We start from the raw sequence: 14097 nt of genomic DNA, 5'->3' as shown, positions 1-14097 counted from the left end.
GCTAAGCTGAGGGTCAGGATTTAGGAGTATTCCCAGTGGCGTTGTTTGCGGTCAGTTTTAAGCTTGAAGACGGTGGCGATTATCAGGAACGCTATAATGCGCTGATCAAATCCATCGAGACCAATGCCGATGGTGACATCTGGGGCGAAACCTCGAGCTTTTTCCTCGTGCCTTCAACCCGCAATTCGCTTGGCCTGAAAGAAGACATTATGGCCGGCGCCAATATGCAGGATGGCGATGTGGTCGTGGTCATCAATCTGAGCAAGACCAAAGGTCATTCGACCGACGGCATCAAAAAGAAATCGCTTTTCAAAAAGCTTATCGACCAGCGCTGAGCGCTAGCCGAATTTTTCGCTAGGCATAGACAACATGATCAACGCCTGCCGGTGTCACCGGTGGGCGTGTTCGCACTTCGCGGCGGAAGTCGCTCGGCGACATGCCTGCAACTTTGCGGAATGACTTATTGAAGGCGCTGAGCGAGCCGAAGCCGCTGTCCATCGCAATGGTGAGAACGCTCTCCTCGTCACGCATCAACAGCGCCTGCGCATAAGAGAGCCGCATCAGATTGGTGTAGTCATTCAGCGTCATGCCGGTCGATTTTTTGAACACCGTCATCGCATATTTTGGATGAACATCTGCCGCTACAGCTATGTCTACAGAATCAATTTCCTCACGGAAGTTCTGCGAGATGAACTCACAAATGCGCACCACGAGAGGCGAGGTGTGCTGATCATTGGCTAATGTGCCAATGGGCTTATCATCCGGTAACATTCGGAACGGCGAGAAGCGGACGCGTTCGATGCGCAGCAGCAGTTCGTCAACGGCGATGCTCGCCTTCATCGGATCGCCCGAGCGCGCATAGGCGTCCCAGCGCGCAAAATTGATGGGGTCTGACTCATCGGTATCTTGGGTGATGAGGATATTGCCCTGCATCAGGCGCGATTGCAGCTCGGAGGACAGGCGTAGCCTGAAAAAGTGCACCAGCGGAAGATGAGCGCCAGCATAAACAAGATCGTCTGAACCGGCCGACATCCAGTGTGGCTGCCCGCCCCAGAACATCGCAAGATCGCCCGCCGCGAATGTTACTTCATGGCCCGCCATTTTGTAGTGGGCCCAACCTCTTACAATATAATTGATTTCAACCTGCGCATGCCAGTGCGCAGAGGTCATAATCAAGGGGTGTGCGTGGAAAGTATGCAGCGATGTTGGCGTACGCTCAACACCATTAGGCAAGGCGACATAGAATGCTTGGTGAGCAATCTTACTATCCGCCAACTTTGGATACCGTTTCAAAGCGACCAATTCCTCCCTTCAACTAGCTTAAGAACCGCTCAGAGGAAGAGCAACTGAAAACGGGAGGATAGTTATGACTAAAGTGAGCACGCGTTTTGCACGTACTCTCGCCACCGCTATGGCTGGCGTGAGCATGCTCGGTTTTGCGGCAGCCACCGCAGGCGAAGTGAATGTTTGGGCCTGGGACCCGAACTTCAACATCGCCGCCATGGCCGACGCCACCGCGCGCTACCAAGCCAATAATGCCGACACCACATTCGTTGTGACCAATGTCACCCAAGACGAAATCAACCAGAAGCTACAGACCCAGCTGCTCGCTGGCGTTTCTGATGGCCTGCCTGACATCGTCTTGATTCAGGACGACAATATTCAGCGCTTCCTGCAGTCCTTCCCTGGCGCGTTCGTGCCGCTGTCGGACCATATCGATATGAGCAAGTTCGCGGACTACAAGGTCGCGGCGGCTACATATGAAGGCAAGTCCTACTCCCTGCCGTTTGACTCCGGCGTGACTGGCCTCTTCTACCGCGCCGACTACCTTGAAGAAGCTGGCTACAAGCCTGAAGACGTTCAGGACATCACCTGGGATCGCCTGGTCGAGATCGGCAAGGATATTCTCGCCAAGACCGGCAAGCAGCTGATCGACATGGACTATAATGATGATGGTCAGATCATCATGATGATGCTGTCCGCTGGTCAGTGGTACCTCAAGGAAGGGAACGAGCCGAACATTCTCGACAACCCTGCGCTCAAGGAATCCCTGGAAGTCTTCCAGGAAATGGCTCAGGCCGGACTGATCAAGCCAGTGTCGGATTGGACCGGCTACACCGGCGCGTTCACCTCGGGCGAAATCGCCATGGTTCCGCAGGGTGTTTGGATCACCGGTACCGTTAAGTCGGCAGCAGATCAGGCTGGCAAGTGGCGCGTAGCTCCAATGCCAAAGCTCAATGACGTTGCAGGCGCAACCAACTATTCCAACAATGGTGGCTCGAGCTGGTACGTCCTGTCCTCCTCGCAGAACCAGGAAGAAGCCATCGACTTCCTCAAGACCATCTGGGCTGAAGACGTCGACTTCTACCAGGGCATTCTGATCAATCAGGGCGCTGTTGGCTCCCTCCTCGCGGCGCGTGAAGGCGATGCCTACAAGGCCAGCGACGAATTCTTCAGCGGCGAACCCGTTTGGCAGAACTTCTCCGATTGGCTCGCTCAGGTTCCATCGGTCGACTACGGCACCTTCACGCCAGAAGCTCGCCTCGCTGTTCGTGCCCAGCTCCCGAACATCGCGAACGGTGGCAATATCGACGAAGCGCTGAAGGCTATGGACGCTCAGCTGCGCCAGCAGATGCAATAATTCCTCCCCGACGGGGGGCGGGTTCCGGCCTGCCCCCTTCCGAGAAATTCCAGCATTTGATTGGAGCGGACATGGCGCAAGCGCGTTTGGACCGTAATGAGCAGTTCAATGGCTGGGCATTCATCATGCCCGCAATGGTCCTGCTTGGCCTGTTTATGATCTACCCCATCATCTGGTCGCTCTGGATGAGCTTTCAGGTGGGGCGTGGCAACAGCTTCTCATTTGGCGGCTTCGCCAATATCCAGCGTTTGGCCAATGACGCCCTGCTCGTTCAGGCGCTGACCAACACCATCATCTTCTTCATCATCCAAGTGCCGATCATGATCGTTTTGGCCCTGCTGTCTGCAGTGGCGCTGAACGATCCATCGCTGCGCTTCCGCGGGCTCTTCAGAACTCTTCTGTTCCTGCCTTGCGTCACCTCGCTGATCGCCTATTCGAGCCTTTTCAAATCGATGTTCTCGACTGATGGCGTCATCAATCAGGCGCTCATGGGCTTGCATATTATCGGCGCGCCAATCCCGTGGCTGACCGACCCATTCTGGGCCAAGATCGTCATCATCTCCGCCATCACCTGGCGGTGGACCGGCTACAACATGATCTTCTATCTCGCTGCGCTCCAGAACATCGACAAGTCGATTTATGAAGCTGCGCGCATTGATGGCGTGCCCGCGTGGGCGCGCTTCTGGAGGATCACTGTTCCGATGCTCAAGCCGGTGATCCTGTTCACCACCATTCTGTCCACCATCGGCACGCTGCAGCTGTTTGACGAGGTCAACAACATTACCCAGGGCGGCCCGGGCAATGGCACGATGACCCTCTCACTCTACATCTACAACCTCACCTTCCGCATGATGCCAAGCTTTGGCTATTCGGCCTTGGTTTCGTGGGTGATCGTTCTGATTGTGGCAGTTCTCAGCATCATGCAGTTCTTCATTGCACGCGATCGCCGGAGGGCATCATGAGCAGCTATCTGATCAAGCGCACGGCGACCTATGCTCTGCTTGCCTTTGCCGCCTTCCTATCGGTCTTCCCCTTCTTCTGGATGGTGGTAGGTGCCACCAACAAGTCGAGCGATATCGTCACCGGTAGGCTCAGCGTTGGCACCAGCCTGTTCGAGAACTTCGCCAATCTGATGGCTCAGGTCGATCTCGTGCGGGTCTTTGGCAATTCCTTCTACATTGCCATAGTCTCCACCGTTCTGACCTTAGCCGTTTCGTCCATGGCGGGTTACGGCTTTGAGATCTTCCGCTCCCGTGTTCGCGAGCGCATTTTCCAGCTGCTCCTGCTGTTTCTGTCGATCCCCTTTGCGGCGTTGATGGTTCCGCTGTTCGTGATGATCTCGCGGGCGCAGCTGAGCAACAGCTTTACCGCTGTGATCCTGCCCAGCATCGCTTCGATTTTCATCATCTTCTACTTCCGTCAGGCGACGAAGGCGTTCCCCAGCGAGTTGCGTGATGCGGCCCGGGTGGACGGCCTCAAGGAATGGCAAATCTTCCTTTTCGTCTACTTGCCGACCATGCGCTCCACCTATGCGGCAGCCACCATCATCGTCTTCATGGGCGCTTGGAACAACTATCTGTGGCCGCTGATCGTGCTGCAGACCAATGAGAACAAAACCATCACCCTCGTCCTGTCGACGCTCACCGCAGCGTACACGCCCGACTATGGGGTGATCCTCCTGACAACCGTTTTGGCCACGCTGCCAACCCTCGTCATCTTCTTTGTCCTGCAACGCCAGTTCGTTCAGGGCATGCTCGGCGCCGTAAAGTGAGGAACATCAAATGAGCAGCCTCAATCTCAGAGAACTCCGCAAATCCTACGGCGCCTTAGAGGTCATCAAGGGCGTTAATCTGGACATCACGTCCAAAGAGTTCGTCGTTTTCGTCGGCCCCTCGGGTTGCGGAAAATCGACCCTGCTTCGGATGATCGCCGGATTAGAACACATCTCCTCTGGTGATCTCACCATCGGCGGCAAGCGGATGAACGATGTTGATCCGTCCAAGCGCGGCATCGCCATGGTGTTCCAGACCTATGCTCTCTACCCGCACATGACGGTGCGCGAGAATATGGGTTTTGCCCTGCGCTTCGCTAAAGTCCCCAAGGACGAAATCCGGCGGCAGGTTGATGCTGCCGCTAAAATCCTTGCGCTCGATCCCCTGATGGACCGTCTCCCCAAGGAACTCTCCGGTGGTCAGCGTCAGCGCGTGGCTATCGGTCGCGCCATCGTGCGTCAGCCGGAAGTGTTCCTCTTTGACGAGCCGCTTTCCAACCTCGACGCCGAGCTGCGCGTGCATATGCGCATCGAGATTGCGCGCCTGCACAAAGAGCTCCAGACCACCATTATTTACGTCACCCACGATCAGGTGGAGGCCATGACCTTGGCAGATAAGATCGTGGTGTTGCGTGACGGTCGGATTGAGCAGGTCGGGCGTCCGCTCGATCTTTACGATGATCCAGACAATCAGTTCGTCGCCGGCTTTATCGGCTCCCCGAAGATGAACTTTTTCGCCGCTGAAGTTATCGAAGCCAGCGCTCAATCAGCTACCGTACGCCTTGCCGATCATGGTGGCGTTGCTGTCACCCTGCCGGTCCAGAATGCGAAGAAGGGCGAAAAAGTCACGCTCGGCGTGCGCCCCGAGCATTTCATCACGGCCCCGGCAGAGGGACCATCGCTGACCTTCGCCATCGACGTTGCCGAACATCTGGGCTCGACCAGCTTTGTCTACGCGCATTCGCATGGCGAACCCATCATCATTGAACGCGAAGAAGCCCGCAGCGACGTTGGCGCGACCAGCATCACCGTCGGGATCGATCCGAGCAAGGCTTACCTTTTTGCCGCCAACGGCCAGCGTATCCGCTGACCCAAGTCGCCACATAAATTTGGACGACCGGTGCTGTGTCGTCCCATACCAAGGACCTTAGACTATGACGAAGACGAAAATCCGCTGGGGTATCATCGGGCCAGGCAGCATTGCCAAGGCCTTCCGCGGCGGCCTGCTCGATAGCGAGCATGGAGAACTCGCGGCTATCGCAACCCGCGATCCAAGCCGCGCCTCCCTCGCCACCGACTTCCCCGGCATCCGCGTTGTGCATGGCTACGACGCTCTGCTGGCTGATGCGGATATTGACGCGGTCTATATCGCCGTGCCGCACACCGGCCACGCCGAATGGGCCATCAAGGCTGCCAAGGCGGGCAAGCATGTGCTGGTCGAAAAGCCATTTGCGCTGAGCGCGCATGAGGCCGATGCGGTCTTCCACGCTCACCGCAAGGCTGGCACTTTTGCTGGCGAAGCGTTCATGTATCGCCTGCATCCACAGACAGCGAAAATCATTGAACTGGTGAAGTCCGGCACCATCGGCGAAGTCCGCATGATCCAGTCGAGCTTCGGCTTCAACATGGGTTCCTTCCAGCCCGAACACCGCCTGTTTGCGTCCAAGCTGGCCGGTGGCGGCATTATGGACGTGGGCTGCTATCCCATTTCCATGGCCCGCTTGCTCGCTGGCGCAGTGGACGGCAAGCCGTTCGCCGATCCGGTAAAGGTCGCTGGCACGGCTGCGCTCAACGCTGAAGGCACCGACGATACCGCCGCAGCAATCCTCACCTTCGGCAATGGCATCGTCGCGCAGGTTTCTTGCGCCGTTATGGCCAATCTCGACAACGTCCTGCATATCCACGGCTCGCAAGGCCGCATCGACGTGCCAGACTTCTGGTTCGCTGGCGGCAATCGCGACCAGGGCCTTGGCAAGATCGAGATCGTGAAGGGCGGCAAGACCGAGAGCGTTTCGGTCAATGAAACCCGGCACGTCTATTCCTTTGAAGCTGACGCTGCCTCCAAGGCGATCCTCGAAGGTCGTCAGGAATTTACCGAACCCGGCATGAGCTGGAACGACACCTTGGGCAATCTGCGCGTTCTCGATAAGTGGCGTGCAGACGCGGGCATTGAGTTCTCGATTGAAAAATCCAAAACGCGCCTCACCACACTCGACAACCGCAAACTTGGTGCCAACACCGGCATCATTCCCAAGCGCTCCATTCCGGGTCTCTCCAAGCAGGCTTCCGCGGTTGCGCTCGGCTTTGAAGATTTTAAAACCTTCGCATCTGGCGCCATTCTGCTTGATGCGTTTTGGGAGCGTGGCGGCAATCTCTTTGACACCGCCTTCGTCTACGGCGGCGGCTACACCGAAAAGCTCTTTGGCGAATGGCACCCCAGCCGCGGCACCCGCGAACAGGCTGTGCTCATCGGCAAGGGTGCGCACTCCCCGCTCTGCTATCCGGACGTGATCGGCAAGCAGCTGACCCAGTCGCTGGATCGCCTCCAGACCGACTATGTCGATATCTACTTCATGCACCGCGACAATCTCGATGTCCCAGTGGGCGAATTCGTCGACGCTATGGACGCTGAGGTGAAGGCCGGTCGCATTCGTGGTCCGTTCGGCGGCTCAAACTGGACCAAGGAGCGTATGGACGAAGCGATTGCTTATGCCGAACGCACCGGCAAGACCAAGCCACAGGCGCTGTCGAACAATTTTGCCCTTGCAGAAATGCTCGATCCGATCTGGGACGGTTGCGTCACCTCGTCGACACCCGCTTATAAGCAGTGGTTGACTGACCGTCAGGTCGCCAACTTCTCATGGTCAAGCCAAGCGCGCGGCTTCTTTACCGACCTCGCAGGTCGCGACAAGACCGACAACGAGGAGCTGGTCCGCGTTTGGTACAATGACCAGAATTTTGGTCGCCGTGACCGCGCCCTGCAACTGGCAAAGGAACTCGGAAAGTCCCCGATCCACGTTGCACTCGCCTATGTGCTCACCCAAGAGTTCCCGAGCATACCGCTCATCGGACCACGTCGCGTGCTCGAACTCGACGATAGCCTGCAAGCCTTTGACATCAAGCTTTCGCCAGAACAGGTGAAGTGGCTTGAACAGGGCTGATCGCAATTAAAGTTTTGAATCAAGAAGTCGCCAGAATCCTCTGGCGGCTTTTTCGTTATTCAGCGTAGCGCCCTGAAAAGCCTTTAGGAATAACCAGCGGCGTGTGGGACACCGGATCGTCTATAATCAGGCACGGCAGGCCGAACACGGCCTCAACCAATTCCGCCGTGATGATGTCAGATGGCCTGCCTTCGGCCACCACTTGCCCGTCTCGCATCGCAATGATGTGGCTGGCATAGCGGCAGGCATGATTGAGGTCGTGCAAGACCGCGACCACGGTCTGACCATTCTTTGAATTGAGGTCACTCATCAGCTCCATCAGCTCGATCTGATGCGTGATATCGAGGAAAGTGGTCGGCTCATCAAGCAACAGAATTGGCGTCTGTTGAGCTAGAACCATGGCCACCCACACGCGTTGGCGCTGACCACCGGACAGCTCGTCCACCAGGCGATCGGAAAGCTCGGTCACCTTGGTCGCGTCCATGGCCTCCAATACGGCCGCCTCATCAGCCTCTGACCATTGCTGGAACAGCTTTTGATGCGGGTATCGTCCCCGCGCGATCAGATCGGCCGCCCGAATGCCATCGGGTGCAATCGAGCTTTGCGGCAGAAGGCCCAAGCGCCGTGCCACTTCCTTGGCGGGCAGAGAGTGGATCGACTGACCATCGAGGATCACCTGCCCTTCCCTAGGCTTGATCAATCTCGAAAGCGCCCGCAAGAGGGTCGATTTCCCGCACGCATTCGCTCCGACAATCACCGTAAAAGACTTGTCCGGAATTGCGACGGACAACTCGCGCGAGATGATCCGCTGCTCATAGCCAAAAGTGGCGCTCTTAGCGGCGAGCCGCACCGGGTAGCTTTTCTCGTCCGTCATCAGCGCCGCGCCTCACGAATAAGGAGCCAGGCGAAATAGATGCCGCCCAAGCTCACTGTAACTATGCCCACAGGCAGTTGCGTCGGCGCAAAGGCGCGTTGGGCGATGAAATCCGCTGCCAATAGCAATACCCCACCCATTGCCGCCGCCGGCAGCAAGGCAACGCCAGCGTCTCCCGTCAGCCGCCGCGCCAATTGCGGCGCGACCAGAGCCACAAACCCAATCGGCCCAGCCGTCGCTGTGACCACAGCCGTAAGGCCAACGCCCACCACCAATAAGAGAACCCTGCTTTTCTCGGCATTGACACCGAGACCGCGCGCCGCATCATCGCCCAACTCCAGCTGCGCCAAAGGGCGACTGAGCAGCAGTGCAGCCGGAATGAGAACAAGCAGGATCACGCCAGCATAGCTCAGACGCTCGAGCGTCATGCCATTGAGGCTCCCTGCCCCCCACACCGACGCCATCATTGCCACTTCAACCTTAGCCCGCAGTAGCATCCAGGTGTTGAGCGAGTTCAGCATGGCCGAAACGCCGATACCGACGATGATCAGTCTAAACCCCTGCACGCCGCGACGATACGCGAGGAGATAAACCAGCAGCGCCGTCACGAGCCCTCCAACGAGCGCTCCACCGGCGACCGCCATATAGCCCCCGCCAAGCAGCGTGATGACGATAAGCGCGCCCGTATAGCTTCCCGCGTCAAACCCAATGATGTCTGGACTGCCGAGCGGGTTTCGCGTCAGCGACTGAAAGATGGCTCCCGCCATGCCCAATGCCGCGCCGAGGATCAGCGCCAGCAGGACCCTCGGCAGACGCCATTCGACCACAACCATATGGGTCCGACCGTCTGCCTGACCGAGGAGTGCGCCAATCACATCGGGAAAGCTCACCGCAAAATCGCCGGAAGCCAGCGAGACGATTGTGAGGAACCCAGCAACGGCGAAAAGCCCGCCAATGACCAGCCACGACTGCACATCTATGCGCTGAGAGAACGGCCAGCGCCGCGATCGCAAAACCACAGTCCGCCGACCACTCGCGAGCGTTTTCATAATCCGCTCACCTTGCCCCTTCGGGCCAAGAAAATGACCACTGGGGCGCCCATAAATGCCAGCACTATGCCAACTTGGAGCTCACCCGGCGCCAACACCACGCGCCCGACAATATCGGATACCAAAAGCAGGATCGGCGCCAATACCGCCGTGTACGAAAAAATCCAACGCTGGTCAGGACCTACGTACCAGCGTGCCACATGCGGAACCATCAATCCCACAAAGCCGATGGGTCCAACCGCGGCCGTTGAAGCGCCGGCAAGAAGCGTCGTTGCGATAACCACCAAGGTTCTCGTGCGCCACAAATTCGCGCCTAAAGCGGCCGCCAAATCATTGCCCAATGCCACAGCATTGAGCGGGCGCGCCACAAACAGCGCAAGCCCAAAGCCCACCAGAAAGAACGGCCAAACTGTTGATAATGCTTCGTAACCCGTCGTCACGAGGGAGCCCGCGCTCCACTGGCGCATGCGGTCAAAGGTGCTTGGATCGAGCAGCGATATCCCCGACGTGACGCCCCCCAGCACGGCGCCCAAGGCCACGCCTGATAAGGTCAATCGCAAGGGCGTTGCCCCGCCCCGACCAGCCGAGCCGATGACATAAACGATCACTGTCGCGCTAATGGCCCCTGCCAGTGCGAACCAGACATAGCCGCCAATGCCGCTGACCCCGAAGAAGCCGATGCCGATAACGACGAAGAATGCCGCTCCTGCGTTGATGCCCAAAATACCAGGATCGGCCAGTGGGTTACGCGTCAACGCTTGGATCAATGCACCAGACAGGCCAAGCGCTGTCCCCACCAGCACGCCCATAATTGTCTTCGGTGCGCGCAGCCCGGCGATAATGGCGTGATCGTCGCTATCGTTGTAGGCGAAGAGGGCATCTACAACAGTGGCAACAGGGATATAGCGCGCGCCAATACCAAGACTGAGTGTCACCGCGAAAATAAGCACGCAGAAACAGACAATTAACCCCAAAAAACGCGAGCGATTGCTATCGACAACACCGGGGCGTTTCGCTTCCCCTTGCGCCAATTTTTGGCTTGTCATCGATAGCGACGCCATTAGAAGCCCTTTGTTCCAAGCATGCTAATTCAACTCGCCAAACTGGGCCCGGTGCAACCGCGCATAGGCCCCACCCAAGTTCAAGAGTTCTGCGTGCGGCCCCTGCTCCACAATGCCGGTTTCGTCGACGACGACAATCCGGTCCGCGTGCTGAATAGTGGCAAGGCGATGCGCGATGATCAGTGAAGTGCGGCCAACTGCGAGCTCCGCCAGCGAGCGTTGGATCGCCAATTCGGTAGCCGTATCGAGTGCCGACGTCGCCTCATCGAGAACCAAAATCGGTGGGTTTTTCAAGAAGATACGAGCAATAGCTACACGTTGCTTTTGGCCCCCGGAGAGTTTTACGCCGCGTTCGCCAACCATGGTATCGAGCCCATTGGGCATACGGGCGATCACTGCTTCAAGCCGCGCCCGGCGCGCCGCTTCCATGATCTCCTCATCCGTCGCGCCGAGGCGGCCATAAGCGATATTATCGCGCAAGGTGCCACCGAAGAGGAAGACGTCCTGCTGCACGATGCCGATTTGCTCGCGCAGACTGGTTTGCGTCATATCGCGAATATCGATCCCATCCACGGAGATTGAACCCGAATTGATCTCGTAGAAGCGCGGCAAGAGCGCGCAAAGAGTTGTTTTCCCAGCGCCCGACGGTCCAACAATAGCGAGCGTTTCGCCCGCTTTGATGTCAAGATTGATATTGGCCAAAATCGTTCGGCCGCTTTCATACGCAAAGCTCACATCGTTAAAACGAATGTCGCCACGCAGATGCGATACGGTTACGGCATCGGGCTTATCGGCAATATCTGGTGCTGTATCGATCAGCTTGGTAAATCGCGTGAAGCCCGCTATGCCTTTGGGATAGCTCTCCAAAACGCCTGCGATCTGGTCGATTGGGCGCATAAAGACCGTTACCAAAAGCAAGAAGCTAACAAAGCCGCCATAGCTCAACTCACCCAGCGTAACGAGCCAAGCACCCACCAACATGACCATCAGCTGGACCACTCGGGTCGAGAGATAGGTTACGACCTGACTGGTGGTCATAATCGCATAGGCGCGCAGTTTGGTAGACCTATAGGCCTGATTGTTGCCGGCGAAGAGCTTTGCCTCGTGCTCCTCATTGGCGAAGGCCTTGACCACTCGAACGCCGCCAATGGCGTCTTCGACACGGGTATTGAAGTCCCCCACTTGGCGGAACAGCTCACGCCAGTTGCGGGTCATTTTCTTGCCTTGGGTCGCGACCAACCAGCTCAGCACCGGCACGAGCACCACGGTGATCACTGCCAATTTCCAATTGGTCAGGAACATCAAAATGAACGCGCCAATGAAGGTCATGATGGCGATGAACACATCTTCGGGGCCGTGGTGCGCAACCTCACCCACGTCTTCCAAGTCCTTGGTAACGTGCGTAATTAGATGGCCGGTCTTATGATTATCGAAGAAGCGGAAGCTCAACTTCTGCAAATGATCGAACACCTGCCTGCGCATATCGGTCTCGATAGAGACACCCAGCACGTGACCAAAATAGTTCACGACGGCTTTAAGAACAGCGCCAAAGCAGTAGATGACGAGCAAAGTTATCCCCGCAAGGAGGATGAGGTTGTAATCTCCCTGCGGCAATAACTCGTCGACAAATTTGGAGACAGCGACAGGGAAAGCCAGCTCAAGCAATCCAGCGAGCACGGCGCATCCAAAGTCTAATATAAACAATCCCTTATAGGGAGCGTAGTAAGCAAAGAAGCGCTTCAGCATAACCTGACCAATCTATTCCACTTACGCTTTGCCGGACCTCGGCCGGTGGCGCAAGTGCGAATTTGCCAGTTTAACGATGCTCTGCGTGGTGGCCGACTGCGCTCAGGGCGATATTCGCTTCAAATCGCGTACCGGCACTGGGCAAATACTCATAAGTGCCGCCCATCTGCGCCACCACGCCGCGAATGAGGCGGAGCCCCATGCTGGTGCTGGGCACGCCATTTTTCGGCATGCCGACCCCATTATCGGCGACGATGAGCTGGCATCGCCCATTGTAGAAGTCGTTCATAATGATGCGGATACGCCCTTCCCGCCCATCAGGGAAAGCGTATTTCAGAGCATTGGTCACAACTTCACTGAGCAGTAGTGACAGGGGCGTGATGTGGTCGCGATCGACATAACACCGATCCAGTTCGTAGATGATTTCCACCGGCTTGCCGTAGGCGCGAACCACTTCATTGATGACCACCGGGACAATGTCGTGAGCGTCAATGTCCTCATATTCATCACGGCGGTAGATATGTTCATGCATGGCCGCCATCGCGCCCAAGCGACTTTGCAAATCGAGCTTGGCCGCTTCAGGGATATCCTGAAGCCGGATAAGGGACTGAACAGACTGGAGGTTATTTTTCACGCGGTGATGGATTTCGCGAAACAACATCATGTTGGTTTCATTCGCCGTCTCGAGCTCTTCAGCATGGGCAGCGTCACGTCTCAATAGCCGCCATATCCACAGACCGACTATGATCAGCGCAACGCAGATGGGGGCTACGATGACCAAGATGGACATTAATTCCGCCCGGTATCGTCCCCACGCGCCTTCCGTCGGTATTGCGACCACGGCGACCATGTCGGTTCCCTGTATCGCGCGATAACCGAGAATCTTTGGCTGGCCGTCCGAGGGTGAGCGATCGGCAAAAAATGTCCCGCTGTCACCTCGTTCAAGGTGTTCGGTGAACAGAACGTCGCCCACGAGATCGGGCACATTGGTGTGTGGATAGCGCGCCATAAGCCGCCCGTCGCGCCGAAAGAGGCTGATGGACGCCCCAGCCTCCAGCTCAACGTCGCGCACGAAAGATTCAAGCACACTGTTCGGGTAAGCGACTGCAACCGCACCAACAAAGACATTGTTGCGCGTTAATCTCTTAGCAAATACAAAGCCTTCGCGCCCCCTAGGTTGCGTCACGACCTTGGCTGAAGTCGCAAACGCTGCTCCGCTGCGTATCGACTGAAAATAGTCACGCTCACGCAGATTTACGCCGGGCATAAATCGCGCGCTACTGAACAAGAGGTTGGCATCGGCATCGATAAGGCTAACGATGAGTTCCGGCGGACGGTCCTCCATAATCTTACCAAATGCCTCGGCATCTACAGACAGAGGACTATCCTCGATGAGTGAATCCATCCGGCGCAAAGTTTGAATTGCCAGCTGGTTCATCCAAAGCCCATTGGTCGCGACCACTTGCGTTGTAGAAGCAGCGTCATCTTCGAGCTGAATTTTGGTTTGCGCAGCGACATTTGCGAGAAAATAGGTGAAGACCCCAACGAAAGCGGCGAGGCACAACACGAGGAAAATCACGGACACTGACGTGGCACGCACTTCTTGTACGGATTTAGACAGACTCACAGTCAGTGCAACCTCCCCCACAATGCTGCCTTGTTTGCCAGCTCTCAGTGCACAAGGAACACCAAGGTGGCCAATATCTAATGAAAATCGTCATAGTGCCGGTTTTTAACGGCCAACCAACTGAGCTAATATAGATATATGGACGAAGTCTCGCTCCTCTTATGGAC

General features: G+C 56.9%; 12 protein-coding genes. 6 read left to right on the top strand and 6 right to left on the bottom strand.

Annotated features, from left to right (window positions below; genetic code table 11):
* Nucleotides 1-35 precede the first annotated feature (35 nt).
* Nucleotides 36-335: a hypothetical protein gene (locus H4N61_RS06990; protein WP_169194085.1), complete on the top strand. Its 300-nt coding sequence runs from the start codon at nt 36-38 to the stop codon at nt 333-335.
* A gap of 19 nt (nt 336-354) precedes the next feature.
* On the opposite strand, the gene H4N61_RS06985 is transcribed toward H4N61_RS06990, so the two are convergent.
* Nucleotides 355-1233, bottom strand: coding sequence for a helix-turn-helix domain-containing protein (locus tag H4N61_RS06985; RefSeq protein ID WP_248306598.1), 879 nt, complete (start codon nt 1231-1233; stop codon nt 355-357).
* A gap of 133 nt (nt 1234-1366) precedes the next feature.
* Between H4N61_RS06985 and H4N61_RS06980 the strand changes: the two genes are divergently transcribed.
* The 5 genes from H4N61_RS06980 (at nt 1367) to H4N61_RS06960 (ending at nt 7573) form a co-directional block, all read left to right on the top strand.
* Complete coding sequence (locus H4N61_RS06980) at nt 1367-2641, top strand: sugar ABC transporter substrate-binding protein (RefSeq protein WP_182395555.1); 1275 nt, start codon at nt 1367-1369, stop codon at nt 2639-2641.
* 71 nt (nt 2642-2712) lie between these two features.
* Nucleotides 2713-3603, top strand: a complete 891-nt coding sequence (locus tag H4N61_RS06975; RefSeq protein ID WP_182395554.1) for a sugar ABC transporter permease — start codon at nt 2713-2715, stop codon at nt 3601-3603.
* Nucleotides 3600-4412, top strand: a complete 813-nt coding sequence (locus H4N61_RS06970) for a carbohydrate ABC transporter permease (RefSeq protein WP_169194088.1) — start codon at nt 3600-3602, stop codon at nt 4410-4412. Before H4N61_RS06975 ends, H4N61_RS06970 begins: the two co-directional genes overlap by 4 nt.
* Nucleotides 4413-4422: 10 nt before the next feature.
* On the top strand, nt 4423-5502 hold the full coding sequence (ugpC, locus tag H4N61_RS06965) for a sn-glycerol-3-phosphate ABC transporter ATP-binding protein UgpC (RefSeq protein WP_169194089.1): 1080 nt from the start codon (nt 4423-4425) through the stop codon (nt 5500-5502).
* A 64-nt stretch (nt 5503-5566) separates the two neighbouring features.
* Nucleotides 5567-7573 carry an aldo/keto reductase gene (locus tag H4N61_RS06960; protein ID WP_182395552.1) on the top strand — a complete coding sequence of 669 codons (2007 nt, stop codon included), beginning with the start codon at nt 5567-5569 and terminating at the stop codon, nt 7571-7573.
* Nucleotides 7574-7628: 55 nt separating this feature from the next.
* On the opposite strand, the gene H4N61_RS06955 is transcribed toward H4N61_RS06960, so the two are convergent.
* The 5 genes from H4N61_RS06955 to H4N61_RS06935 all read right to left on the bottom strand — a co-directional run bounded on the left by H4N61_RS06955 (nt 7629) and on the right by H4N61_RS06935 (nt 13930).
* Nucleotides 7629-8447, bottom strand: a complete 819-nt coding sequence (locus tag H4N61_RS06955; RefSeq protein ID WP_182395551.1) for an ABC transporter ATP-binding protein — start codon at nt 8445-8447, stop codon at nt 7629-7631.
* Complete coding sequence (locus H4N61_RS06950; RefSeq protein WP_169194092.1) at nt 8447-9496, bottom strand: iron chelate uptake ABC transporter family permease subunit; 1050 nt, start codon at nt 9494-9496, stop codon at nt 8447-8449. The genes H4N61_RS06955 and H4N61_RS06950 overlap by 1 nt, the downstream gene beginning before the upstream one ends.
* Entirely contained in the window at nt 9493-10557 is a 1065-nt protein-coding gene (locus H4N61_RS06945; protein WP_182395549.1) for an iron chelate uptake ABC transporter family permease subunit, read from the bottom strand. Before H4N61_RS06945 ends, H4N61_RS06950 begins: the two co-directional genes overlap by 4 nt.
* Nucleotides 10558-10581: 24 nt before the next feature.
* The gene (locus tag H4N61_RS06940; RefSeq protein WP_182395547.1) at nt 10582-12303 is read right to left on the bottom strand and encodes an ABC transporter ATP-binding protein; all 1722 of its coding nucleotides are present in this window, start codon (nt 12301-12303) and stop codon (nt 10582-10584) included.
* A 70-nt stretch (nt 12304-12373) separates the two neighbouring features.
* Nucleotides 12374-13930, bottom strand: coding sequence for a histidine kinase dimerization/phosphoacceptor domain -containing protein (locus H4N61_RS06935; RefSeq protein ID WP_182395546.1), 1557 nt, complete (start codon nt 13928-13930; stop codon nt 12374-12376).
* Nucleotides 13931-14097 lie beyond the last annotated feature (167 nt).

The sequence above is a fragment of the Devosia sp. MC521 genome (assembly GCF_014127105.1).
Taxonomy (GTDB): domain Bacteria; phylum Pseudomonadota; class Alphaproteobacteria; order Rhizobiales; family Devosiaceae; genus Devosia.
This window is presented reverse-complemented; position numbering and strand designations above follow the sequence as displayed.